The 25,163-nt window shown below is 44.8% G+C and carries 20 protein-coding genes; 9 read left to right on the top strand and 11 right to left on the bottom strand.

What is annotated here, in order from left to right:
• Positions 1-95 precede the first annotated feature (95 nt).
• The 3 genes from AC51G0_RS28160 to AC51G0_RS28150 all read right to left on the bottom strand — a co-directional run bounded on the left by AC51G0_RS28160 (position 96) and on the right by AC51G0_RS28150 (position 3,111).
• Positions 96-674, bottom strand: a complete 579-nt coding sequence (locus tag AC51G0_RS28160) for a nucleoside triphosphate pyrophosphohydrolase family protein (protein WP_496302851.1) — start codon at positions 672-674, stop codon at positions 96-98.
• 103 nt (positions 675-777) lie between these two features.
• Positions 778-1,134, bottom strand: a complete 357-nt coding sequence (locus AC51G0_RS28155; RefSeq protein ID WP_496302850.1) for a YibL family ribosome-associated protein — start codon at positions 1,132-1,134, stop codon at positions 778-780.
• Positions 1,135-1,731: 597 nt separating this feature from the next.
• The gene (locus AC51G0_RS28150; RefSeq protein WP_496302849.1) at positions 1,732-3,111 is read right to left on the bottom strand and encodes a multicopper oxidase family protein; all 1,380 of its coding nucleotides are present in this window, start codon (positions 3,109-3,111) and stop codon (positions 1,732-1,734) included.
• Positions 3,112-3,339: 228 nt separating this feature from the next.
• On the opposite strand from AC51G0_RS28150, the gene AC51G0_RS28145 reads away from it, so the two are divergent.
• A complete protein-coding gene (locus tag AC51G0_RS28145) occupies positions 3,340-5,820 on the top strand; it encodes an ATP-binding protein (RefSeq protein ID WP_496302848.1) in 2,481 nt (826 codons plus the stop codon).
• A 142-nt stretch (positions 5,821-5,962) separates the two neighbouring features.
• Positions 5,963-7,255: a DEAD/DEAH box helicase gene (locus AC51G0_RS28140; protein WP_496302847.1), complete on the top strand. Its 1,293-nt coding sequence runs from the start codon at positions 5,963-5,965 to the stop codon at positions 7,253-7,255.
• Positions 7,256-7,322: 67 nt separating this feature from the next.
• Here AC51G0_RS28140 and AC51G0_RS28135 read toward each other — a convergent pair whose 3' ends face one another.
• On the bottom strand, positions 7,323-8,183 hold the full coding sequence (locus AC51G0_RS28135; RefSeq protein ID WP_496302846.1) for a PfkB family carbohydrate kinase: 861 nt from the start codon (positions 8,181-8,183) through the stop codon (positions 7,323-7,325).
• A 131-nt stretch (positions 8,184-8,314) separates the two neighbouring features.
• A complete protein-coding gene (locus tag AC51G0_RS28130) occupies positions 8,315-10,165 on the bottom strand; it encodes a beta-ketoacyl synthase (RefSeq protein WP_496302845.1) in 1,851 nt (616 codons plus the stop codon).
• Between the two features lie 119 nt (positions 10,166-10,284).
• Between AC51G0_RS28130 and AC51G0_RS28125 the strand changes: the two genes are divergently transcribed.
• The 3 genes from AC51G0_RS28125 (at position 10,285) to AC51G0_RS28115 (ending at position 14,192) form a co-directional block, all read left to right on the top strand.
• Positions 10,285-11,262 (top strand): GlxA family transcriptional regulator, encoded by a 978-nt coding sequence (locus AC51G0_RS28125; protein ID WP_496302844.1) that lies wholly within the window; start codon positions 10,285-10,287, stop codon positions 11,260-11,262.
• A gap of 101 nt (positions 11,263-11,363) precedes the next feature.
• Positions 11,364-11,885 carry a hypothetical protein gene (locus AC51G0_RS28120; RefSeq protein WP_496302843.1) on the top strand — a complete coding sequence of 174 codons (522 nt, stop codon included), beginning with the start codon at positions 11,364-11,366 and terminating at the stop codon, positions 11,883-11,885.
• Positions 11,886-12,314: 429 nt separating this feature from the next.
• Complete coding sequence (locus tag AC51G0_RS28115; protein WP_496302842.1) at positions 12,315-14,192, top strand: methyl-accepting chemotaxis protein; 1,878 nt, start codon at positions 12,315-12,317, stop codon at positions 14,190-14,192.
• 111 nt (positions 14,193-14,303) lie between these two features.
• On the opposite strand, the gene AC51G0_RS28110 is transcribed toward AC51G0_RS28115, so the two are convergent.
• Positions 14,304-14,591 (bottom strand): FxsA family protein, encoded by a 288-nt coding sequence (locus AC51G0_RS28110; protein WP_496302841.1) that lies wholly within the window; start codon positions 14,589-14,591, stop codon positions 14,304-14,306.
• Positions 14,592-14,772: 181 nt separating this feature from the next.
• Between AC51G0_RS28110 and AC51G0_RS28105 the strand changes: the two genes are divergently transcribed.
• Positions 14,773-15,936, top strand: coding sequence for an AAA family ATPase (locus tag AC51G0_RS28105; RefSeq protein WP_496302840.1), 1,164 nt, complete (start codon positions 14,773-14,775; stop codon positions 15,934-15,936).
• 221 nt (positions 15,937-16,157) lie between these two features.
• Here the strand turns inward: AC51G0_RS28105 and AC51G0_RS28100 are convergent, their stop codons facing one another.
• Entirely contained in the window at positions 16,158-16,661 is a 504-nt protein-coding gene (locus AC51G0_RS28100; RefSeq protein ID WP_496302839.1) for a lactoylglutathione lyase family protein, read from the bottom strand.
• 122 nt (positions 16,662-16,783) lie between these two features.
• Here AC51G0_RS28100 and AC51G0_RS28095 point away from each other — a divergent pair, with 122 nt between their 5' ends.
• Positions 16,784-17,665 carry a LysR family transcriptional regulator gene (locus tag AC51G0_RS28095; RefSeq protein ID WP_496302838.1) on the top strand — a complete coding sequence of 294 codons (882 nt, stop codon included), beginning with the start codon at positions 16,784-16,786 and terminating at the stop codon, positions 17,663-17,665.
• Between the two features lie 78 nt (positions 17,666-17,743).
• On the opposite strand, the gene AC51G0_RS28090 is transcribed toward AC51G0_RS28095, so the two are convergent.
• A complete protein-coding gene (locus tag AC51G0_RS28090) occupies positions 17,744-18,046 on the bottom strand; it encodes a hypothetical protein (protein WP_496302837.1) in 303 nt (100 codons plus the stop codon).
• A gap of 214 nt (positions 18,047-18,260) precedes the next feature.
• On the opposite strand from AC51G0_RS28090, the gene ltaE reads away from it, so the two are divergent.
• Positions 18,261-19,268 carry a low-specificity L-threonine aldolase gene (gene ltaE, locus AC51G0_RS28085; protein ID WP_496302836.1) on the top strand — a complete coding sequence of 336 codons (1,008 nt, stop codon included), beginning with the start codon at positions 18,261-18,263 and terminating at the stop codon, positions 19,266-19,268.
• A gap of 64 nt (positions 19,269-19,332) precedes the next feature.
• On the opposite strand, the gene AC51G0_RS28080 is transcribed toward ltaE, so the two are convergent.
• Entirely contained in the window at positions 19,333-19,986 is a 654-nt protein-coding gene (locus tag AC51G0_RS28080; protein ID WP_496302835.1) for a hypothetical protein, read from the bottom strand.
• 355 nt (positions 19,987-20,341) lie between these two features.
• Entirely contained in the window at positions 20,342-21,769 is a 1,428-nt protein-coding gene (nhaD, locus tag AC51G0_RS28075) for a sodium:proton antiporter NhaD (RefSeq protein WP_496302834.1), read from the bottom strand.
• A 291-nt stretch (positions 21,770-22,060) separates the two neighbouring features.
• Here nhaD and AC51G0_RS28070 point away from each other — a divergent pair, with 291 nt between their 5' ends.
• The gene (locus tag AC51G0_RS28070) at positions 22,061-23,266 is read left to right on the top strand and encodes a serine hydrolase (protein ID WP_496302833.1); all 1,206 of its coding nucleotides are present in this window, start codon (positions 22,061-22,063) and stop codon (positions 23,264-23,266) included.
• A 35-nt stretch (positions 23,267-23,301) separates the two neighbouring features.
• On the opposite strand, the gene sgrR is transcribed toward AC51G0_RS28070, so the two are convergent.
• On the bottom strand, positions 23,302-24,996 hold the full coding sequence (gene sgrR / locus AC51G0_RS28065) for an HTH-type transcriptional regulator SgrR (protein ID WP_496302832.1): 1,695 nt from the start codon (positions 24,994-24,996) through the stop codon (positions 23,302-23,304).
• Positions 24,997-25,163: the final 167 nt, after the last annotated feature.

Below are 25,163 nucleotides of genomic sequence, written 5' to 3'. Positions count from 1 at the left end.
TTTCGATGAAATCGGTATAACAGCAGAAGTTGCATCTGCACGAGCGCGATACAACTTCTGGTACAAGAAAGTGGTTATCTCAAAGGCAGTAGCAGTTACTGAGTAACAAGCTTCACCAAATCAGCAGGGCGGTAATATACCGATTTTAACACCTTACCCTGGCGGATAATTTTTCCTTCCAGATCAATATCTTTTGCACATTTGGCAATAATGTACTCACCTTTCTGGCTGCCTACGATTGCTACACCCTGCTTCGCATAGTGAGATTCTGTATCGGTGTATTCCTGCTCGTTGCGACAAACTTTACTCATATTACTTGAATGAACTTCATTCCAGCACGAGACAAAATCAATATTCAGACGCTCAGCTACCTGCAACAACAAATCAATGATATAGCTGATACCAATATTTGCATCCACTTGCTTGTCACCAAGGTGGACAAGGCGGCCCATAAGCACATACACAGAGTCAACAATCGCATCAGCCTGTTCAACCAAGGAATCCGCTTCAGCCAGTTCTGTTAGCTCCTCGACAGCCAATGAAGTATGAAGGGTGTCCATTTTTTCATTCAACGTCGACGGGCTTTCAATATCCAGATCAAAAGTAGTACGGAATTCATGGATATCACGGTAGAGATGGTCAAATAATGTTTGATCCAGAACGGCAAGCTTCATTCAACATTTCCTTTTACTAAAACAAATAATGGGAATACGATTATAAAAAATCAGTGCCAATAGCTAGACACTACTGGCACTGATCTTATGGTCAACTGCGCGATTAAAACGCTTTAGGTGCAAAGCCTGTGACTTCTTTAATGCCCATTTCACGACCTAGAGCGGTCATTGGATGAACAACAACCAGGCCCTTTACAGACTTTTTGAGTTTGCCCATATCAGCCTGTTCAGCTTTTGTCAGCGCACGGTTGAACGGTAATGACTTAACATCAGTACCTTGTTTGCTAACTTGACGCTTCTGGTGAGCTTTTGTTTTGTTAATTTTTTTAGTGATCGTTTCGATCTCTTGTGTTGCCTGGCCAGCAATTGCCTTATCACCACGTTCTTGTGCCCCAGCAAGTTTACGACGTAACTTGTCTAAACGGTTATTCATCTGCTGAAGCTCTTGCTTTAAATTCATGCTGTTACCTTAAAATACACTATCACAACTTCACATCTGTCCAATGCTGCCCATCGGCAGATAAGTTGTCCAACAGATAGTATATAACAGTATGTGCCCTCTTTTCATCGCCTGTTGATAAGAAGTTCAATATTCGCAGTAAGATAACGACAACTCATAGGGTAATAACATACTGATTCCTAGCCAGGGCAACTTCGTTGTTGTAGATAAAACGATTAGCTAAGCTGATGCCTGAGCAAAATACATCCAACCGCTGAATACACCTATCATACTTAACAGTTTTTATGCTTACTAATGCATGCTACAAACCAAATAAGAGATCTGCATCACAGACACAAGTATCATATTATCTATACACTCGCGCCACTCAATTGGCTGAGGTTTTGTTATGTGCGAATATTGCAAGGTAAGCACAAACGTTTATCGTATAAAAAGAAATTTTCTGGAAAAAACAGTCACTCACAGACAAAGCCAGAAATTTAAATGTGCTGAATGTAATAATCTTTTCTTCGTAAAAATTGGTTCACGCTCTATTACTTAATAGAACCAGCAAGATTAAGGCCACGTTAGTGGCCTTAATCTTATTTAATTCGCCATTTAAACAACCTCAATAAAGCCCATCAACCCAGTCTTCATATGTTCAATAACATGACAATGATACATCCACTGGCCAGGATTATCGGCAACAAAAGCGGCTTTTGCATGTCCATTTTTGCCAAGCAACACCGTATCTGTATGAAACGGGGTCACTGGCTTACCATTCATTTCCAGCACAGTAAATGTATGGCCATGCAAGTGTATTGGGTGATGATACTGGGTCACATTTTTCAGATTGAAAATATACGTTTTACCTTGTTCAAGTGTCGCAAGAGGTGCTGGTATATTATCTTTACTCATGCCTTCCCACGCACGCTTGTTCATCAGCCAAAATTTTGGCATTGACTTACCTGACGGATCTGTCGGTGAAATGGCTCCCTCCCATTCAAAAACAAAGTTCAGTACTTCAGCGTTAACTAAATCCAAGGCCGGAACAGGATTCAGTGGCAAATAAGGTATTGTTGAGCCAGCTGCCAGGGAAGATGGCACCGAGACAAAGCTTGCTAAAGGGAACGCAATACTGCCCTTCATCTGCTGAACCTGAAACTGTTTGCCTGCGGCAGGGGCTTCTACTGCTAAATCAACCCGCATTCCCGGCCCTATCTTATGCTGTTCAAGTTTGCGTGGCTTTAAGATAGGATTACCATCAATCGCGATAATCCAGGCCTCGGCACCTTCAACGGCAATCGGGTATGTAATTGTATTATCGACATTGGCAATACGTAATCGCGTCATCGCATGTTGTGGCAGTTCATAAATCGGCAAATGTTCACCATTCACCGTCCCCCACTCTCCTGGCGTACCCATTCTGGCGCTCAGACGCGGAACCATCAACTTCTTCCAGTTACCTTTATTGTCGATGTGCCAATGCTTGAGCACCAGCAATTTTTCCGCATCAAAACGAACTGATGTAGCTTCTTCAACCACGATGGCACCAACAAGCCCCATTCCAAGCTGAACCACACTATTCATATGCGGGTGATACCAGAAAGTGCCCGCATCCGGCGGAGTAAACTCATAGACAAAGGTTTCCCCAGGCATAATTGGTGGTTGGCTCAAAAACGGCACGCCGTCCATTTCAACGGGGATCCGGAGTCCGTGCCAATGTATCGTCGTCGGTTCATTTAACCTATTGGTAAAACGGATAGTAACCTTCTCTCCCTGACGACAACGTATTGTGGGTGCAGGGATCTGGCCATTAAACCCCAACACATCCGTTTTATACCCTTTAACCAATTCAGCGCTTGCTGGCTCAGCAGTAAGGTCATAGATATACCCTTCATCTGTTCTGGTCGCCGAATGTAGAGTACACGCGGGTAAGGCAAGTGTGCTGGCAAGCACAGAGGAAATCTTTATAAACTCTCGGCGGCTAACATTCATTCTTTAATCCCTTCAATCTCAAGCCCGTATATTGTAAATATCGACAAGAAAATGAAAAGCACTCTCATTATCAATTGATAAGATTAATATGATACCCGCTTAAAAAAGTCTTTGATTTAAGCAAATTTCTGATGATTGGAGGCAAATTAACCACAATTCAACTAACTTTATATTGTGAATTATATGAATTAAGCCGTATATATACGTCATTCATAGAAAGGTGTACTGGTGAATACTTTCCAAAAACTATTATTTCCCATTATTGTTGTTTTCCTGATGATTCTCGGCTTTCTTTATTATTATATTCCCCAGATCATTGCAGCCAATACAGTTCGTCAAGCTGTCGCCTCTTCTGAACACACCGTCACTCAGTTTAAAATACTGCGAGATGTTTATTCAAAAACCGTACTCTCAGAGGTCATTGCTCACAGTGACCTAAAAGTTAATGCTAATTTTCAAGGTGACAATGGTATTGTTCCTTTGCCAGCCTCTTTAGTTCAAGAGATCAGTCAGCGGCTCCTCGATCAGGGAACGCAAATTAAGCTCTATAGCCCATACCCTTTTCCCAATCGCAGAGATCGTGAGCTCGATAAATTCAGCCAAGATGCATGGCAGGCACTCTCCTCAGCCCCCTATAGCACCTATTTCAAACAGTATTCTTCAGATGGAAAATCATACCTACGGGTTGCTGTTAGTGATGTGCTCAGTAATCAAACCTGTGTGGATTGTCATAACCAGAGCTCGGATCCAACCGGTATCCAATGGCAAGTCGGTGATTTGCGTGGCATCTTAGAAGTCGAAACGGACATAACCGGCCCAATAGAGAATGGCATCATAATCAGCCGTCACATTATCTTGGCCCTGCTGATTGGCCTGCTATCCATCACACTCACTCTTCTTGTTACCTACAGGTACTTTATCCAAAAAAGGCTCACCGCCTGTATCATGGCCATGGATACTGTCGCAGATAGTGACGGGGTATGTTTTGACAAGTTGCCAGAACAAGGGAGCGACGACATCAGCCACCTAAGCCAAACATTCAATAAGATGTCATCCAAGCTAAATTCATCCCTACTGTCACTTAAAGAAGAAAGAAACCTACTGGACAACAAGATTAAAACTCGGACAAGAGAACTTGAAGTCGCGACCCAGCAAGCCAATACAGCAAACAAAGCCAAATCACAGTTCCTTGCTACAATGAGCCATGAACTACGCACCCCCCTAAATGGCATGCTCGGTATGGCACAGATCATGGCCTCGTCAGAACAACATCCGGAGCAACACAAACAGCTGGATATTTTACTGGAATCAGGCCAACACCTGCTCTCACTTCTTAATGATATTCTCGATTTTTCAAAAATCGAACAGAATAAACTGGAATTAGAAATCAGCAAGTTTCAGCTCTCTGAGCTACTCGATCCCATGGAAGCGACTTACGGGCCAATTTGCCACAAGAAAGATTTGAGCTTTAAGCTCAATACAACATTACCTGCTAATACAACGCTTCGCAGTGACAAATCTAGAATTCGACAGGTGATTTACAACATTCTGAGTAATGCGGTGAAGTTTACTCAAAAAGGTGGAGTCAAATTAACCATTACCTCAGAAAAGTGCAAACAGTGCTCTGAATCTTTACTGATCATCACTATCTCTGATACGGGGATTGGTATCAGAAAGGAACGTTTGAAGCACATTTTTGAACCCTTCACCCAGGCAGAATCAAACACAACTCGCTGTTATGGCGGAACCGGGCTGGGACTGGCTATCGTCAAACAGCTAACAGGGCTAATGAACGGCAGTGCTACCGTTGAGAGCGCAATCGGCAAAGGGACGACTTTTACCCTCACCATGCAAGTAGACATCATTGATATTGAAAGTGAAGAGCGGGCGACAACATCAAGACGGGCTTTAGAAGCATCAAGTCAACTTCCAAACAAGCTCAACGTCTTAGTTGTAGAAGACAACACAATCAATGCGCTGGTAGCGCAGTCTTTTTGTGAGCGAATAGGATATAGCGTTACACTAGTGAAGGATGGGCACCAGGCAATTAACACTCTCCGTAAGACAAGTTTCGATTTGATATTGATGGATAACCACATGCCAAATATGGATGGGCTGTCAGCCACCCGGATCATTCGTAAGAAGCTTGGACTAAAAACCGTTATCTTTGCCTGTACCGCAGATGTCTTCAAGAAAACCTGCGAAGATTTCATCGAGGCTGGTGCAGATACCGTACTGCCAAAACCAATACTCGAGCCCCGCTTTCAAGAAGCCCTTAGTCAATTTTACCATCGATTTAATGAGCAACCTCTCTCGACCTTAAAAACCGCTGAACTCATCAGTTATGACGTTCTCCTACAGCAATGCAATGGCAATAAACAAAAGACGAAACGATTAATGCAGAACTTCATTTCATCGGTCAACAAGGAGTATGAGTCACTGTCCAGGCTCTACCAATCAAGTTGCTATGAAGAGCTCGCTATTAGCGCCGGTAACATCAGGCAAGTCGCTAATGATTTTAATATGATGTCACTCAAGGCACCGGCCACTTATATTGCTGCTGTCGCGAGTACTGGTAACCCCCCAAAACATGATGTTGTACGCCACCTTTGCGAACTGCTCAAACAAAACCTTGAACAAGCAAACTATTATTTATACAAACTAGAGGGAAAATCTGACGTTTCAACCGTATATAAAAACGCCCAATAGGCTAAATGAGCCAATCAATCACGAAAATACGAGCAAATATCAGCCAAACACGTAAAATTAGTCGCCACAGATAGTCATTATTCATCTATAATCGGCGACCGTATTTTTGGTCAGGCTCAGCCGTCTGCTTTAGGAACAAAGAATGTCATTTTCATCACAAAGCTTTTCTCCGGAAATTGTGCGCGCACTTACCGAGTGCGGATACGAGAAATTAACGCCAATCCAGCAACAAGCAATTCCACATGCTCGTCGCGGGCAGGATATTCTTGCAAATGCACAAACGGGTACTGGCAAAACTGCTGCCTTTTCTTTGCCTATCATTCAGCAGATCTGTGACAACCCGAAGCAACGCAGCCGCTTTAATGTTCGTGCGTTAATCCTGGCACCGACCCGTGAGCTTGCTGCGCAAATCGCCAAGAATATTGAAGACTACACCAAATATGTCTCACTCAATGTGGCTGCCATTTATGGCGGTACCAAGATGGCATCGCAAGAAAAGAAACTTGAGCAAGGTCTCGATATTCTGGTAGCTACTCCAGGCCGACTGCTTGAGCACATGGAACTTAACAACGTTTCACTCGCTAACCTTGAGTTTCTGGTTTTCGATGAAGCTGACCGCATGCTGGACATGGGCTTTATTTCTGATATCCGCATGATTATGGGTGATATCCGTACCCAGCCTCAGACAATGCTATTCTCGGCAACCTTCTCTAGCCAGATGAATAAGCTATCGAACGAGATCTTGCGCAAGCCTAAGCGTATTTCGGTTAGCCCAGAAAACGCAACCGCCGAGACGGTTGCACACGTTGTTTACCCTGTTGATGAAGACCGTAAACGCGAACTGCTTTCTGAGCTGATTGGCAAGAAAAACTGGAAGCAGGTACTGGTTTTCGTTAACTACAAAGAAACGGCTAATGAGCTTGTTAAAGAACTGAAGCTTGATGGTATCAAAGCAGTACTATGCCATGGTGATAAAGCACAAAGTGCTCGTCGTCGTGCCCTTGACGAGTTCAAGGAAGGTAAAGCGCGCGTGATGGTAGCCACTGAAGTCGCCGCTCGCGGCTTGGATATTCAGGGGCTGCCGCATGTAGTGAACTATGACATGCCTTTCCTGGCCGAAGATTACGTTCACCGCATTGGTCGTACTGGCCGAGCTGGTCAGCAAGGTCATGCTGTTTCATTTGTTAGCCGCGAAGAAGAGCTGACACTGGTTCAGGTTGAAAAACTGATCAGACAACGTATCCGCCGTATTCAGCTAGCTGGCTATGAGCCTGCAAACCGCGATGCCCTGCTGCAAAAAATGCACACGAAATCTGCATTCAAAGATCGTAGTGGCCGTACCAATAACCCAAGTGATCAGTCTGATGCTGAGCGCCGTGCCCGTCTCCGTCGTGCTGTGCTTAATAAGTCAAAGATCACTAAGCTGAAAAAATAATTACGATCATCTAGATAGATAAAAGCGCCGACCGGTATGAACCGATCAGCGCTTTTTTAGAACCCAATTATTGGCTATCGCGAACTGCCTCTGTCTGCAAATACTGTTTCAGCTCATCGCTAGGAATCGAGCTTTGCGTTTCAACAGCAAATGAAGCCCATTTGGCTCCCTCTGCCATTGCATCAACGATAGAGCGCTGATTCACCAAGCTATTAATCAAGCCTGAAGCAAAGGCATCCCCTGCCCCTGTCGTATCAACCACCTTCGATGCAACAGCTGGCACATAAAAAGATTCATCTGCCGTATAGGCCCGGGCACCATTCGCCCCGTCGGTAATAACGAAATACCTTAATGCCTTGCCCGCGATACTCAAACCATATTGCCACACAGGCAAATCACTTCGACCTTCCAGATCCGACTTAGAGGTAATTAACACATGACATGGGCGCGAGCGTTCGTCTTTCGCTAGCTGCGCAACCACCAGCGAAGACTCTAAGGCCGCTCGTGCCCAAACCTCACTTCCTTCAGCGGAGGAGTTGATATAAAGCGCATCCCAACGAGAAAAAACAGGTGGCGTCCCCAATTTAAAACGTGGGCGTTGTGGGCGTATAATGGTTCGCTCACCATCCGGCGTCATGATCAGCAGAAGCTCTGGCGTCACCACATCATTACGGTGTAACAACCCACAATTCAAACCGTATAAACTCGCTTCTGCGAGCAACCAGTCTGCCGTCTCATCTTTGCCAACCTGACTGACCAACGCAACATTGTGCCCTGCCCACACCAGTCCCAAGCCGGTATTGGCACCGCCCCCGCCAAGGCGTCGTCCATCATCTTGATAATGGTGACGGCCACCGACAGTCAATGACTTATCGAGCTGCAGTACTCGATCGCAATTAAGGTTTGCGATCAGCATAATATTTGCCAATTAATCTCTCCCTAGCCAGCCCACTTTTTTGGCTGTGGAATAATCATCATTATATTATTTTATTGTCAATTCAATAAAAAAGCGTGAGGCCGTTAAGATTAAACGGCCCCACGCTTTCAATAAGGTTTCAGTTAGCTGTAATCAGCGTACGGATTAACTTGTGGTAACACAATTGCCTGTTCAAATTCCGACAGCTTCATGCTTTCTTGTGTCATGGACACGGATGTTTCGTCCATGACGCGCTCACCAAACTGGTAGCGTATTGTTTCAGTACCGATACAAGCGGCCTGATCATTTTCAGCGGCGATGCGCTGAACCTCAATATTTTTATTATGATAAGCCAGCATTGCGCTGTCACCGTATTTATTACCTAACATCGCTAAGGTTTGCGCTGGAGACAACACTAGGCCAGTTGCGTTGTTACCGCCAAAGCCTTTGGCATTTAGGATCACCGCTTTATAGTCTTCCCCTTGCTCACCGGCAAAGGCATGATCAGTCAGAATGTTAAGATTTGACTGGTGCACATCATCAGCAACATGATCAATGGTCTGAATACCCGGGATCCAGCCATACTGCCATACACCCAAAGAGGCAATGAGCTGATCTCCTGCGGCTGCACTCATTGAATGGCCGACATAAGACTTAATCGCCGTCACTGACCAATTATCGATCGCAAATGTCTTGGCGACTTCGTTGAGGATATGGCTTTCTGTTACACGGTTTTGCGGCGTCCCGGTTCCGTGTGCCTGGACAAAGGTCTGCTTGACCCCTTCTTCGCCCAGAATGGCTTTTGCCAAGGCTGTTGCTTTGGCCACAGTGACATAGTTACCCACACCCGGTGCCGAAATCGATTTCTTGTTGGCATCGGCATTCACAAATACATCGGCTACGGAGCCATAAATCGTTGCGCCGAGCTCTAGTGCAAGCTCATCATCCATCAACACCACGAACTGCGCAGATTCAGCCATAGTAAAACCAGCATTCGATGAAAATGGTCGACAGGCACGGCGATTATCAACATTTTCACTGTTATCCAGCGCTTTAAGCTGCTCATCTTCCGCTAATGCGCCCATCACACGAAACCCTTCCATGACTTCGGCAACAACTGGTGCTTCGGCGTTACCGACAATCACTACTTTGGACTTACCATGCTGAATGTCATACATACCCTGACGGAGATTATACAAAAAAGTAGCACAAGCCCCCATATTCGTGCCGGTTGTACCAACACTGTTAATCACATAGCCATTAATGAAATCCGCGGGCATTTCTGCCAGAGACAACGCCATCATTTTGGAACTAACCCGGCCACCAGTCAGCGGGGCGGCCAGCATACCGGCCAGAGACTGATCATCGACTTGAGACAAACCACTGCCAGCGTAGACCGAGACTTCATCAGGCTTGATGTGAGTCAGGACCTCATCCCAATCAACACCCATTGAGTTCAATGCATCTGACGCTCCGTAAACCGTCAGTTTTAATCCACGAGGATGGAAACGAGAGTTATATAGTTTACCCGGATCAAAACCAGCCGGAATATTACCGCCACTGCTGACAGGAAAAGAGACGCGATCTTCGAGCAAAGCGCCCAGTTCACCATTTACGGTGATCTTCACTTTGCTACCCTGCTCTTCTACCATCCAATTATCAGGGATCTTATTCGGTAATTTTGATTTGCGCAGGGTAAAAGCGATCTGCTCACTTTCACTGCTCAAAGAGGCTTTGTATTGGTAAAGCAAGTTATCAGGATCGAATGAATCTATACGGCGGACTAACGTTCCCGCCTTAATGGCTTCGACAAGTTCAGAATCCAACGCATCGCTGTCAGTCAGCCCCATACGGTAGGCAAGATCCTGCCAGGTGGTTTTCATCTCTTCATCAGATAATACATCGGCGATCATACGCTTGTAGCTATGGAAACCGGAGCTACGGCCCGCTGCGTTCATTCCGCCAAAACCGACAATTAGAGGTAACTTTGTCATCCTAAGCCTATATCAATACATTCAGTTGGCCATAGAGTATCAATTTACACTGTTCATTCACCTAGCATATATGCCAAAATCACCAGCATTAAGGCCAAACCATGAAAGAGGATGAGTGAATGAAGGTCGGATTTGCCCTATATCACCGAGCATTGATCACTGGTGTTTCACTGGCTGCCGAAATGTTAAGCAGTGCGGCCAGCCTACGTTCACGTAATCAACAACGAGAGAAGCCCTTTGAAATTAAACTCGTTGCCCCTACGCTAAAGCCGCCGAAGGTGCCCGCTGGACTTAAGCTGCAGCCAGACATTACATTTGGCGATCCGCAAACTTTTGACGTCATCATCTTACCGCCGATGTGGGGAAACCCACAGGTCTCAATTCGCCAGTCTCCCGAGATCATTCCCTGGCTGAAACACCAATACCAGCAAGGTGCCCAATTGGTAGCCACCGGCACCGGTGTCACCTGGCTAGCCGAAACCGGGTTACTGAATAATCAGGTGGCTACTACTCACTGGTACTACTATGAAAAATTTGCGGCCCGCTATCCAAAAATCACCCTGAACAGACAAGCCTCCATCACAGCTGCCAACGGATTATTCTGCACCGGTAGTATTAACTCCCAGTCAGAGATGATCCTCTACCTGATTACCGAGAACTTTGGCCAGAAAACAGCCAATACCATCGAGACGCATTTTGGGCACGAAATCTCCAAATCAACCCAACAGCCGTTTTACCAAATAGGCGGACAGGTTCAGTTTGATGAGTCGATTGCGTTGGCTCAGGATTGGATGAAACGGAACATAGCCAATACGATTACCGCGCAAAATGTAGCTGACCATTGCGGTCTACCGCTCCGAAGTTTTAATCGTAAGTTCAAGGATCAAGTTGGCCAGTCACCGCACCAGTATTTACAAAAAATACGAATGGAGGCGGCCCAGCAGCTTCTACGAGATTTTGGCATGTCAGTACAAGATGTTGCCGAACAAGTTGGCTATAAAGATGCCTATCACTTCTCGACCCGCTTTCATCAACAATTTAGCATTACACCCAGCCAATACCGACGTATGGTTAAAGCAAAAATCTACAACCCTTAATCAAATAACGGAGTATTTTGCGATCTGTTTATGAAATGAGACACATACAAACGAAGGCTATCGCTATGCTTTGGCTTAGTATTCAACATGGATTAGGTTATATGTGTTATTCCACTTTCACGCGTTGGCTTACCCGAACATTTCTTCTCTTCTGTACTCTCCCATTACAGGCAGAATTACTCCCCACCAGTACTACCCAGCTCAATGAAAAAAGCTGCCGTCTTGATTTGTATCACTTAGTTAAAAATGAGCAGAAGGAGTTTGAGACTAACCTCCAGCTAGCAATGATCACCGACAACATACACCGCCAACGCTATATCGCAATCAAAGCAGATATTAACCACCCCCAGGGGTTTGAAAATATTGGTTATTATCGTTCGGGCCAACCCGTTGAAGTCTTCACTGCAAATTGGCGTAAAAACAGCAACAAATACAGTGTGACACGTTTAGTCATGTTAGGAGGAACCAGCGACAGACAGGCCTTTGATGTATTTACTAAACTGGTAAAGCAAGACAACGGGCACTTAGAACTGCGAGCATCCGACAGGCGATACCACTTTACCGCCAACAGCAGAGATCTTAATGATTTCCTCGGATGCCTCAAACAACACTACCGAAACTAAAAAACCCCTAACAGCATCAAAATATTGACACTGTTATCAACAGGCTAGGGTTGATAACTTTCACTCACTACACAATACAATCCATGTAATAGCTCGCTCTGACCATGGGTTATTCATACTCATGTGAAAGCGTCCCAGCAATTGTTCAATATACACCCCACCAGCACCAAAGCGTTCAACAATCAACCGCACAAAGTGTTCAACAAAGCCCCCAAAACAGAGCAAACCACATATATAGAATCAATCAACTAATACTTTTATAGCCAATCAAAGTCAAAAATGTGACACTATGCTAAAAAATGACAACATAAAAAGAATTGTTAACAACAGACGGTAACATGGCTGAAAACAGCTGAAGACCATTTTCGACAGATGGACAACACTTAACATGCAGTACACAAGTACCAAAAAACCGAGAGGAACGGTAGTTTGAACCTTTCTATAAAAAATAAGCTTTCTCTTACATTCGCAGGAATAATACTTTTAATCGCCGCAGTGCAAACATGGCTCACCAGTGAGCGACTCACCGAAGAGGCAAACCGTTCAACCCAACAATTAGCAAGCTCACTCACCCAGTCAAATATCAGCGCTATCAGCCAATGGCTTGAAAGCAAAACACAAATCGTTAAAGCATCCGTCGATAGCTTCAACCAACAGGCTGAACCTACTGCCTCTCTGGCACAGGCGATCGCTTCAGGTAATTTCGATTTAGTGTATGCGGGTACGGAACAAGGGCAGATGATCACAGGCAAACAAGTCACTTTCCCTGCGGGCTACGATCCGCGCCAGCGCCCTTGGTATAAAGATGCAACAGCAGCTAATGAACTGGTCGTCACCACACCTTATACTGATGCTTCTTCTGGCAAGCTTGTTATCACGATTGCAGAACCGTTTAACGCGACAATGAATAGTGGTGTCATTGCGGGAGATGTCTCTATTGATGCACTCGTCAAAGATATCCTCGCGGTTAACCAAGCTGGTGTTTTCGCGACCCTTTTTACTGGTGATGGTACGATTATCGCCCATCCCAACCAATCTCTAACACTAAAACCTACCACAGAGATGAACGCTGCTTTCAACTCCAACCTGATCAAAAAAGTGGCATCAGGACGTGACCTTGTCACGTTAGATATCGCAGGGGTAGAAAGTTTGGTGAGTGTCCAGCAAATCCCAGGCACAAACTGGTACTTCTCTTTGGTGCTAGATAAGACTGAAGCTTATGCACACGTGGATGAAGCACTAGTTGATGCCATTATCAGTGCCGTTGTTCAGCTGATTCTGGTGCTAGGTGTGGCTACATTCCTGATCACTCGCGCGCTGAAACCACTTGATACCCTGTCAGAAGCTATGGCCGATTTGTCACACGGTAACGGTGATTTGACCCGTCGCCTTAAGTTTGATCAAGATGACGAAATTGGTCGCTTGGGCAAACATGTAAATGCCTTCATCGAAAAATTGCACGTCTCTATTACAGGTATTTCCGGCTCTTCAGAGCACTTATCTCAGCAGGCTAAAGATAGTCATGATCTGGCACAGCAAACCAGTGAGGCATTAAACCTGCAGGTAAATGAAATATCACAAATCGCAACCGCCATTCATGAAATGTCAGCCACGGCTCAAGAAGTTGCCAGCCATGCTGAGCAAACAGCCGGCGCTGCCACCGTTTCTCATGATAACTGCAATGAAGGTAAAGAAGTTATTAGCCGTAACCAACAGTCTATCACCCACCTTGCAAACCATGTCGAAGAAGCTGCCAATATCATTAAAGAGCTGGAGAATAACGCCCAAGGCATTAATGCCATCCTATCGACCATCCAGGGTATTGCCGAGCAAACAAATCTACTTGCCTTGAACGCTGCAATCGAAGCAGCTCGTGCTGGCGAACAAGGACGCGGTTTTGCTGTTGTGGCCGATGAAGTCCGCGTGCTGTCACAACGCACGCATAGTTCAACCGAAGAAATTCAGGGTATGATTGAAACACTGCAACGTAATACACACAGCGCAGTGGAAACTATGAAGCAGAGCCAGACATTGGCGACAAGCAGTGTTGAGGATGCTAATGATGCGACTAATGCACTTGAACGCATTACCGGCTCTATTCAGCACATATCTGACATGGCCATCCAAATTTCAAGCGCCGCTGAAGAGCAACGCGCTGTAACAGACGAAATCAGCCGCAATACCCAGGCTGTCAATGATGTCTCGGATCAGCTTTCAACAGAAGCTCAAGATGCGCAGAAACTGTCTGAAGAGCTCAATGAAATTGCTCAGCACCTTAACTCTGAAGTCAGTAAATTTAGGATCTAACACTGGCAACGAATGAACTGTAGAACAGAACCAAAAACGCCAGCGAGTACTCTCGCTGGCGTTTTCTTTATTCGTTACGTGGGCTACTACCTGCCCCATCGGTACTTTCTATTATGACTGAGGCACCTGATTAAACTGACGTGCTTGGCTCTGGGTGCGAGTTTCAGCTCTTTCGGTAACATCATCAAACTCACCGTCAATTACCGTTGCATTACCCATATGGTCATCGCTCTGGCTTTGCTGTTTGACGGCCTCGGCATAGGCAGCAGCAACTTTCTTTTTGATAAAAGGCCTCGCAATCAGTGCGGCAATACCGATGAACAGCCCCATAACCGCTGCCAATGTTACTGTAAAGAAACCAACAATAAGCGCGATTACACCAGCAACAAAATTCTTCATATCATGCCTCTTTGTTCTATCAATCAATATCGTCATCTTCATTTCTATGGTTTGCAGTCTACCTGAATGAAAATGAATGAAGAATGAACAAAACTGTTATCTTGGTTAATAATAGAAAGTTGCTCTTCGGCGATTCTTACTGCTAACATAAGCAACACTGTTTATTTATACAGGCCTAGTAATGATCACTACCTTATCAATCAGTAACTACCGCTCTATCCTTCAGCTTACCATGCCTCTAGGGCCCCTTAATGTCATAACCGGCGCCAATGGCAGTGGTAAATCTAACCTATATCGTGCCCTTAGGCTGTTAGCTGAAACAGCACAAGGTGGCGTAGTGAATTCATTGGCATCTGAAGGCGGGCTCGATTCCACCTTCTGGGCCGGGCCTGAAAGTCTTTCTGCATCAATGCGACGTGGGGATGTACCGGTGCAAAGTGTCGTCCGGCAGGAAGTCAAACGGCTTCGCCTCGGTTTTTCCACTGAAGAGTTCGGTTATTCGATTTCACTAGGCCTACCAGAGCCTTCCCGCTCTGCCTTTCAGCTAGATCCTGAAATCAAGCGAGAAAGTATTTGGAATGGCCCCTTCTTTCGTCCGGCTAGTGAACTGGTCTCTCGCCAAGGCCCGTTAATAAAAATCCGTGAGGATAGAGGCTGGAAAGTTGCCTCTCAACATATCAGCCATTTTAACAGTATGTTTGATCAGATCTCTGATCCAGCAGCTGCACCTGAAGTATTCCATATGCGTGAGCTTATTCGTAGCTGGCGATTCTATGATCACTTCCGTACTGACAAAGAGGCACCAGCTCGGCAGCCGCAACTGGGAACACGCACCCCTGTACTCCACCATGATGGTAGAGATCTGGCTGCCGCTTTGCAGACAATACGTGAAATTGGTGATAAGGCGGCCCTCGACAAGGCCATTCATGACGCCTTTCCCGGTGCAAGTATTGGCATAGTCCAGCATGAAGATGGCCGGTTCTCGCTGGAATTTTATCAAGAAGGCTTATTGCGTCCACTCACAGGTGGAGAACTCTCCGACGGTACTCTGCGTTATTTATTGTTGATCGCCGCCTTGCTGACCCCTCGCCCACCTAGCTTAATGGTTTTAAACGAACCTGAAACCAGCCTCCATCCTGATTTATTGCCAGCATTGGCTAAGCTAATCATTCATGCTTCTGAGAATTCACAGGTGTGGGTTGTCTCACACGCCAACCGGCTTGTTGCTGCCCTAAACCAGCACTCGCAATGCCATGCCATTGAACTAGACAAAGAGCTCGGGCAAACAAACATTCAAGGCCAAGGAATGCTCGACGAGCCGCCTTGGTACTGGCCTGACAAATAGACCTGTAAAAAAGCCCTCGTGACGAGGGCTTTTGTTTTAAAGATTTCCTTTAGCAAAGCTTATACCAATCTGGATAAGTAGATGTTCTGTTTTTCATGAGGAAAAATTGCCAAATACAAGGTGGAAATTGCAGTAACTAGTGGCTCTAATTACAAAATTTTCAACGCAGTAGTTGGTGGATTTAACCATGTAAAACGACCAGATATTTATTGAGATTGGTATTAATTATAAGCGCCGCTAGAGTAGTGAAGTTCATAGCTATGGCTATAAATTTCAAGGATATTGCCAAACGGGTCTTCCATGTAGATCATGCGATAAGGTTTTTCACCAGGGTAATAATAGCGAGGTGCTTTCATACGCTTCTTACCGCCGGCGGCAACAATCTTCTCAGCCAGTTCTTCAACGTTAGGATCCTGAACACAAAAGTGGAATACACCCGTTTTCCAGTATTCAAAGTTGTCTTCAGGGTTTTCCTGATTCTTAAACTGAAAAAGTTCTACCCCAATACGATCGCCTGTCGATAGGTGTGCAATGCGGAATGACTCCCACCCTGCACCAAATACGTCCGTACACATTTCGCCGATTGCGCTATCATCTTCAATGATTTCTGTTGGCTCCATAATCAGATACCAACCTAGTACCTCAGTATAAAATTTCACGGCCGCTTCAAGATCAGGTACTGAGATACCGATATGTGAAAATGTACGCGGATAAGGCATCGACATAATTTATTCCTCTCGTCTTCAACGCTGTTCTTTATAACTGCGTTTAGGATAGGAATTTTTCTTGAAAATTAAAAATTATCAAATATTCTTGTTTTAATAATTCTCTGTTATCAAAGCGTGTCATGATCAATACTCAATGGCTTCAAACCTTCATCACCCTGGTTGATGTTGGCCACTTTACCCAAACAGCCGAAAAGCTATTTATGACGCAACCAGGGGTTAGCCAACACATCAAGAAATTAGAAACGCAAGTTGGCACTCCTTTACTGCAACGGTTTGGCAAACGTTTTGAACTTACCCCCGCTGGTGAGACCCTATATCATTATGGCTGCCGCCGCCGTGATGAAGAGTTGGCTTTATATCACAACCTGCAAGTTGACGATCCGCACCGTGGCGAATGTCGGCTTGCCTGCTCCGGCTCGTTAGCAATGTTTCTCTACCCACACTTCTTGCAACATCAGAAAGCACACCCCGATTTAACAATAAAACTTGAAGCGGCACCGAACAAACGCATTATCGATAGCCTCCAATCTAATAAAATTGAACTTGGCATAATTACGCAAAAAATCTCTTCAGCAGAATTTGAGCTCGAGGCGATTGGTATAGAACCTTTGTGCTTGGTTGTCCCTGCTGAAATCGCAAGCCAAGAGATCAATATCACGCAATTAAACCAGCTCGGGTTTGTCAATCATCCTGACGGTGAACATTACCTGCACCAAGTGTTTCAGGCTAACTATGATGCCAATTTTCAGAATATAGAAAACTTAAAAGTAACTGGCTATATCAACCAACTGAGCCAAATACTATTACCTGTATCACAAGGGTTAGGTTATACCGTTCTTCCAGAAAAAGCGGTAACTAGCTTTCCAGAACAATCGGGAATACACGTTGCGTTACTAGAAAATGCTGTATACGAAGAGCTGTACCTGATCTGTAAAAAACATCGTCCACTGCCAAAGCGCTATGATCATTTTGTTCATATAATACATAGATTACTTTCATAAAAGCGGATAAAACAAAGCCTTGCATTATACAAGGCTTTGTTCGGTTTAACTGACATACAGCTCGAACAGAACGGTTTGCTACAAATCACGCATCAAAGTTTCAAATTCTTCTTCTGCGGATTCAATCAACTTTGCCAGCTCTCTTGCATCATCATTGGCTAGATGCAAGTGCCAGCGAACTGATTCTGGACCCAATTGGTCACGGCATACCAATTCAGTTTCTTTTCCATCAGAATAGAAATATAACTCGTCAAATTCAGCCTTCAGGCTATTTTTTTTCTCCTTAATATTAACCTCCAACTCCCCAGTTGGAATAACTGTTACTTCTGCATGTAGTCCTCTCTGCCCTGGCAGAATAAACTGCCGATATTCAGCCAACATAGTCTCTGCCTCCATTGTGATCCCAACCTGATTTTAGTTTAGTCAAGATACAGAGCCGCCGATAAAGATTCACAAAAACAACACAATCATTCACCACTAAGGTTGATTTAGATCACACTATATAACCCCATGGACACTTTAACGGGATTCATTCGGCAAAATACGTTATTGATATTCAATGGTGATACAGAACAAAAGAATTAAGGAAAAATTAATGATAGATTTTCGCTCTGATACCGTTACACAACCATCTTTATTAATGCGCCAGGCAATCTCCGACGCTCTAGTTGGTGATGATGTTTACGGAGATGACCCGACAGTTAACGAATTAGAGCAATGGTCTGCCAAGCGGCATGGTTTTGAGGCAGCGATGTTCTGCAGCTCGGGAACACAAGCCAACCTGCTTGCATTGATGTCACACTGCGAGCGTGGTGACGAGTACCTTTGTGGCCAACAAGCCCATAACTATCAGTTTGAAGGTGGTGGCGCAGCAGTACTTGGTTCGATTCAACCACAACCGATCGAAAACGAAAAAGACGGAACCCTTTGCTTTAAAAAACTAGCGGCAGCCATCAAGCCAGATGACCCGCACTTTGCTCGTACTAGACTATTGAGCATTGAAAATACCATCAATGGCAAGGTATTACCGCTCTCATACCTGCAACAAGCTCGAGAGTTCGTCAACCAACATGACCTTAAGCTTCATCTTGACGGCGCTCGTGTCTATAACGCCGCTGTTGCATTAGACGTTGATATTACGGAAATTACCAAACATTTTGACTCAATGACGATCTGTTTATCAAAAGGCTTGGGGGCGCCTATTGGCTCTCTCGTTCTTGGCAACAGCACTTTTATTCAAAAAGCGCGGCGCTGGCGAAAAGTACTTGGGGGCGGCATGCGTCAGGCAGGCGTTCTTGCCGCAGCCGGTAAAATTGCATTGGCAGAAAATGTCGACCGCCTAGCTCACGATCACGCCAACGCTAAATATCTCGCTCAGCAACTATCTGACATTGATGGTTTTACCGTTAACCCTGATCATGTGCAAACCAACATGCTCTTTGCCAAGGTTGATCCTACTATCAATCAGTCACAATTGGTTAGGAAACTAAAAGAAGACGGGATTTTAATTAGCGCAGGCAACCCAATGCGCCTAGTCACGCACCTTGATATCAGCCGTGAAGATATCGACAGGTTTTTAGCTGTATTAAAAGAAACTATTTAGCAAAATAGCCATTTCATCGCTAAATATCTAAAATATTAAAAAGGCGCTCATAGCGCCTTATTAATTAAAATCGATAACCAAAACTCAATGTTGACAATGCATGCCTTACTTTCACATCGTCATCATCAATACGTGTAGGTACCACAAAGCGCAAACCAAGCTCCCACTGCTTGTAATTCATCACCACGCCTAAATGAGAGTTAAAGCCAAACCCTGAATTGTCAAATGATGTTTTGTCGCCATTATTAGCAGTAAGATCGCCATCAGCGTTAAGGTAATCGACACCAGCCCCTAGCTCGAAACGCCAGCTTTTACAATTACCGCAAAGGTTTTTATCTCCCCATTGATAAAACAATACAGGGGCAAAAGACACGGAATAACCTTTAAACTCCCCATCTCGAAAACCTTGGTCCTCATCATCATCATAATCGAGCTTGAAATAAGCCGCATTTAACTCAGTGTGGTAACCCCAGCGGCTCTCATCTGAAAAGTAAACCGGTGACTGGATCAGTGTGACAACTGGCGTAACGGCGTTGGACGAGCTGAATGCCACATCATCAAACTCTCCCTTACTCGACACCTCGATGTTACCAGCACTCTTGGCTATCCCTAGTTTTACAGAAGGCATTCTAAAAACAGTTCCTGCTTCCATGGCAACAACCGACTGCAACGGATTTAGCATAACAGCGCTAAAACAAATCCATCCATATTTTTGCATATGCCATCCCTTCGACATTTTTCTCTTTCTCAAAATTTTATGAACTAAATCCCAATAAGGGCAAATAATTTAACAAAATCAGTATCCTCTTGATAGCGCTAAACATGGCATAGCTCGACTTGAAAAGCCCGAACTCTCTTCGAGCCTACATCGTATTAGTGATAAACTACACAGTTTCATTTTGGAAAGAGCGATCGCAGGAAAGTGAGGAGTGAGGAGTGAGGAGTGAGGAGTGAGGTAGATTATAAGTCGCTCACCATATGGCTTAGACAATCGACTAGCGGAGGGGCCTCAAACAGAGTGAAAAATACAGGCGACGGCAAATCACTACCGCCACCTGTACATCATTGGGTTACTAGAAAAGATGATGGTTAAGTAATAGGTGGCACAAAATACTAGCCGCGTAACCTAAAGCGATGACCGGCATCCATTTAAGGTGACCAAAAAAGGTATATTTACCATGAGCAGCCCCCATCAATGCGACACCTGCGGCCGAGCCTATCGATAAAAGACTTCCTCCGACTCCTGCCGTTAAAGTAACAAGCAACCAGTTTCCTAACGTCAAATCTGGCTGCATGGTTAAGACTGCAAACATCACAGGAATATTATCCACAATGGCAGAAAGTATCCCCACCATGATATTGGCCCAAACAGGGTTCCACTGGTTGTACATAACGTCGGACACTAATCCTAGGTAACCCAATAAACTAAGGCCTCCCACGCACATTACAACGCCGTAGAAAAACAATAAGGTATCCCACTCGGCATGCGACACACGTTTAAATACATCGAACGGTACCACCGAGCCAAGACGGTTCAATGCGGCATCATCTTTGTTTGCTATCGCAATCGCTTTTTTCTTCGCCAGCGAACTAGGTAATGTTTTTTTGAGGAAAAAGCCAAAAAACTGCAGATAGCCCAGCCCCATCATCATCCCCATCACTGGTGGGAAGTGGACCAGTCCATGAAATGCAACAGCAGTTGAGATCGTCAGGATAAATAATCCAACAATTCGACGAGCACCACGCTTAAGTTCAATATACTCACCCGTAGTGTTGGGTTGAGTTTTTGGTACAAACAACGACATTATCACTGCTGGAACCAAATAATTAATTAATGATGGAATAAACAAATCGATAAATTCCATGAACGATACCAGCCCAGCCTGCCAAACCATCAAAGTGGTAATATCACCGAATGGACTGAACGCGCCCCCTGCATTGGCGGCCACCACAATGTTAATACAGGCAAGATTGATAAAACGGGTATTATTCCCTCCCACTTTCATCACTACAGCACACATCAATAATGCAGTCGTCAGGTTATCGGCAATCGGTGAGATGAAAAAAGAGAGAATACCGGTTAACCAAAACAAAGTCCTATAGTTAAAGCCTTTGCTAACCATCCAGGATTGTAGCGAATCAAATAACCGCCGCTCCTCCATCGCATTGATATAAGTCATTGCCACTAGCAGGAATAGTAACAATTCAGCGTACTCTAACAAATTATGTTCTAGTGCACTTTTTGCAACATCAATTTTCCCCAATTGTTGAAAGACGACACCAATCATTAACCAGATAATACCTGCGGCAAGCAGTACCGGCTTGGACTTACGGAGCTGTAAATACTCCTCCCCCATAACCAAGCAATAAGCTAGACCAAAAATTAATAATGCAGCATAACCGACGGTTGATTGGGTTAAGTCCACTCCAGAGCCTGCGGCCATTGCCGATGTCGAAGCCAACAATCCAACAAAAGCAAATACAACCTGTTGAACTTTCATCCTGTATCTCTGCTCCTTGAGAAATAATCTTATCGCTAAGTCTACACACTGTCGTTGTTCATTAACGTGAAGCACTCCAACAACCCACCTAAAACCAGCAACATCCCCTTAACAATCATTCAATTTATAACAAAGCAACAGATTAGCCACGCAACTCATGAAACAGCCAGCCACTTAATGTCGACTTCATCACCTGTCTTATCTCGGTGAAGTGAAATTTATCCTACATTTTGCAAGTTTTTACTAAGCTGAATATAGCGCGGTTAAAAAGCTATTGAGGGTCTTAGAGCTATGACGTTAAGGACAATTAAAAAGCACCTCTTTCTATTGGCTATTTTCTGTACCACTAGCCTTTCCTTCTTAATTAAAGCAGAACCATTGCCGACACCTCCCGAGATTGCCGCCAATGCATGGGTACTGATGAGCTATCAGTCAGGTCAGATCATAGCCAGTGAGAATGAACGTGCCCAACTAGCACCCGCAAGCCTTGCCAAAATTATGACAACTTATGTTGTCGGCCAAGAGTTGAAAGCTGGCCATATTGCACCAGACGACAAAGTCATCATTAGTGAAAATGCCTGGGGGAAAAAGTTCCCTGGTTCCTCCAAAATGTTTCTGAATGTCGGTGATGAAGTTTCTGTAAGTGATCTTAACCGAGGCGTTATTATTTCATCCGGTAATGACGCCACTGTCGCGCTTGCAGAACATGTTGCAGGCCATCAGCCAGCCTTTATTGAAATGATGAATCGTTATGCAGAGAAATTAGGCATGATGGATAGCTACTTTTCGAACTCCCATGGCCTTGACTCTGAAGAGCAATTCACAACCGCTTATGATATGGCGCTGCTGACCCGGGCCCTTATTCACGATCTACCTGAGATTTACCCTTTTTTTAAAGAAAAATCATTTACCTTCCAAAAAATAAAACAAGGCAATCGTAATGCCCTTTTATGGGACACAACATTAAACGTCGATGGCGTAAAAACAGGTTACACCAAAAAAGCGGGTTACAGTTTAGTCTCGTCGGCAGAGCAAAATGGCCAGCGGCTAATCGCCGTTGTGATGGGCACAGAAAGTGTTAATGTTCGCAGAACCGAAAGCAAAAAACTGCTGACCTGGGGATTCAGATTCTTTCAGGATATTACCCCTCAGTTCAGCAAAAAAGAACTTTCACCACTAAAGGTCTGGTATGGTTCACCTTCTACGATAGAGCTTGAAGTCGCCGATGGCGGTACAATTACGGTTCCTCGCCGGCAACGAAAAAGCATTGAACACAAGATTTACTACAATAACAATCTTGAAGCGCCGGTCGAAAAAGGTGAGCAGGTCGGTAAGGTTGAATGGTATTTAAATGATGAGCTGCTGACTGAGCAACCTCTTCTTGCCGCAGAGAATGTTAATAAGGCTCCCTGGTATAAATCCATGATCGATGTGGTATGGCGGCCCATTGGCCAGTGGTTTACCAGCCAAGATTGGGAGCCCGAGGCGACTCCTTAAGCCATAAACACAGAACAGGCCAAACTCTTTGCGCATTAATGCTCTGGCTTCATCCATACCGACTTAAAATCAAACCAGCCCATCGAGTTAGACTGCATACCTTGAATAGAGCCAGTATTATCAACGCCCAACCAATTGTGGAATAAAGGCAATATCTGTCCGCTCTGAACAAGCTTGGCCCCAATATCCTGGCAAGGCGACTCTCTGTTCTGATCCGCTCGCCAGCGCGTAACTTCACGTTCCAGTTCATCAAACTCACTTTTGGGCATCACCCTGGCAATATGATCGAAGTTATAAAACCAGGACAAAATTGCATCATCACGGTAATTGGAAAGGCTCATCCCCCCCAGCCAGATATCTATCTTTTCTGCATGCTTACCCGATAGAATTTCTGTCGTCGATAACTCCAAGACTTTAAGCTTCAGACCATCTTCTGCCAAAATGTTCCTGATAGCCGCCGCGACATGAGGATATACAGGGTGTTGCTGAGGATATGCCAGAGTAACATTACGCTTAGCCGGTACTGGCATGACTTCAGTACTTAACGGAACGTGGACCCAGCCCGGTAAAATGCCATAAGCATTGGTTAATCGGAAGTCACCAATCTGATCGGTGTCTAGCAAACGTAATATATTCAGTGGAGTTAGCTGACTCCGAAAATAGCTCAGCCATTCATCGTTGTTTGTCAGCCCTGTTGTGCGGTTAAATAGAAGGTAATTACAGCCTTCGTCTAACTTTAAGCGCGTAGAAACACTGACGCCACTCACCTGGCTGCTATCTGTAGCAGGCTGCAAATAACAAGAAGCAACCTCCGACAGCATCCAGATATCAACAACATCAATAAGTGCTCTCAAGCCAAAATACTGATCAAACGCTTCTAGCTTAAAACGCTGCTTGTCATTTTGGATAACCCGGTATGGACCTGTGCCTATAGGGAAAAGCTCATTTTCCTTATCATGCTCCACATCAGTAGGCTGAATTACAGCAAGAAGGTTAGCCATCAATTCTGGCAGGCGGTAGTCATCACTATTCAAGTGAATATCAATGGTATTGATATAGGGTGAGTCCACTTTCTGGATATGCTTGAACAAACGGTGCTTTCTCACCTGCTCAAGGGTACCAATGATATCCTGGCTATCGAGCAGCTTGCCATCATGAAACCTGACAGCCGGACGAATATAGAAACGCCAATGACGCGGTGAAATGGCTTCCCAATGATGGGCCAGATCTCCTTCGACTTCCTCTTTTTCCTCATTAATTCGAGTGAGGCCATTGAATATCTGTCTGACGAGATGTTGTTCAGAACGTCGTAAAGGACGCAATGGGTTAAGGTTGCTAAAGGCACGGTAATACGGCAAACGTACTATTTGTTTACCCTGTGCGGTGGTATGACCAAGCTGCTCCTGAATGAGCTGTGCTAGCTTGTCTGCATTGTTTCCCAATGCCTCCAGTGCGGGTTCCAACTTGCCTTCTGCTACCAGCTTTCTGGCATGCATATATTGCAATTCACTGTCAGAACTATGAAAAACAAGCTTTGACTGCTTCCCTCTTCCGACAGCAGGCTGCCAATCAATCCAGCCTTTATCGACCATCTTGTTGATCACCATACGCACATTACGGCGAGTACAAAACAGCACCTCGGCAATATCCTGTAGGTTAGTCTCACAATCTTCACCTGAATAGTGACTATAGAGACGTTGAAACTGGATTTTTAGCCTTTGACTGCTCATAAAAGGGGAACCTTTGTAATTTATTTGTTCTGTTTTTCACTTCCTATTTTAACGTAAAAATGAACAGGTACAAAAAACAATGCGATTATGATGGTGGCCAGTACAAGAGCTGCACATTTTTACCCCCATTCAACTGTGAATCTCCTGAGTGAATGCTGGTCATCATC

It is taken from the genome of Photobacterium sp. HL06 (assembly GCF_059552575.1).
This window is presented reverse-complemented; position numbering and strand designations above follow the sequence as displayed.

Bases quoted from the DNA above. Each gene is read 5' to 3' on its own strand.
- AC51G0_RS28100 (WP_496302839.1), bottom strand. From the start codon at position 16,661: ATGTCGATGCCTTATCCGCGTACATTTTCACATATCGGTATCTCAGTA.
- AC51G0_RS28120 (WP_496302843.1), top strand. From the start codon at position 11,364: ATGTGTTATTCCACTTTCACGCGTTGGCTTACCCGAACATTTCTTCTC.
- sgrR (WP_496302832.1), bottom strand. From the start codon at position 24,996: ATGAGCAGTCAAAGGCTAAAAATCCAGTTTCAACGTCTCTATAGTCAC.
- AC51G0_RS28090 (WP_496302837.1), bottom strand. From the start codon at position 18,046: ATGTTGGCTGAATATCGGCAGTTTATTCTGCCAGGGCAGAGAGGACTA.
- nhaD (WP_496302834.1), bottom strand. From the start codon at position 21,769: ATGAAAGTTCAACAGGTTGTATTTGCTTTTGTTGGATTGTTGGCTTCG.
- AC51G0_RS28105 (WP_496302840.1), top strand. From the start codon at position 14,773: ATGATCACTACCTTATCAATCAGTAACTACCGCTCTATCCTTCAGCTT.
- ltaE (WP_496302836.1), top strand. From the start codon at position 18,261: ATGATAGATTTTCGCTCTGATACCGTTACACAACCATCTTTATTAATG.
- AC51G0_RS28130 (WP_496302845.1), bottom strand. From the start codon at position 10,165: ATGACAAAGTTACCTCTAATTGTCGGTTTTGGCGGAATGAACGCAGCG.
- AC51G0_RS28125 (WP_496302844.1), top strand. From the start codon at position 10,285: ATGAAGGTCGGATTTGCCCTATATCACCGAGCATTGATCACTGGTGTT.
- AC51G0_RS28110 (WP_496302841.1), bottom strand. From the start codon at position 14,591: ATGAAGAATTTTGTTGCTGGTGTAATCGCGCTTATTGTTGGTTTCTTT.
- AC51G0_RS28155 (WP_496302850.1), bottom strand. From the start codon at position 1,134: ATGAATTTAAAGCAAGAGCTTCAGCAGATGAATAACCGTTTAGACAAG.
- AC51G0_RS28095 (WP_496302838.1), top strand. From the start codon at position 16,784: ATGATCAATACTCAATGGCTTCAAACCTTCATCACCCTGGTTGATGTT.
- AC51G0_RS28150 (WP_496302849.1), bottom strand. From the start codon at position 3,111: ATGAATGTTAGCCGCCGAGAGTTTATAAAGATTTCCTCTGTGCTTGCC.
- AC51G0_RS28070 (WP_496302833.1), top strand. From the start codon at position 22,061: ATGACGTTAAGGACAATTAAAAAGCACCTCTTTCTATTGGCTATTTTC.
- AC51G0_RS28080 (WP_496302835.1), bottom strand. From the start codon at position 19,986: ATGCAAAAATATGGATGGATTTGTTTTAGCGCTGTTATGCTAAATCCG.
- AC51G0_RS28140 (WP_496302847.1), top strand. From the start codon at position 5,963: ATGTCATTTTCATCACAAAGCTTTTCTCCGGAAATTGTGCGCGCACTT.
- AC51G0_RS28160 (WP_496302851.1), bottom strand. From the start codon at position 674: ATGAAGCTTGCCGTTCTGGATCAAACATTATTTGACCATCTCTACCGT.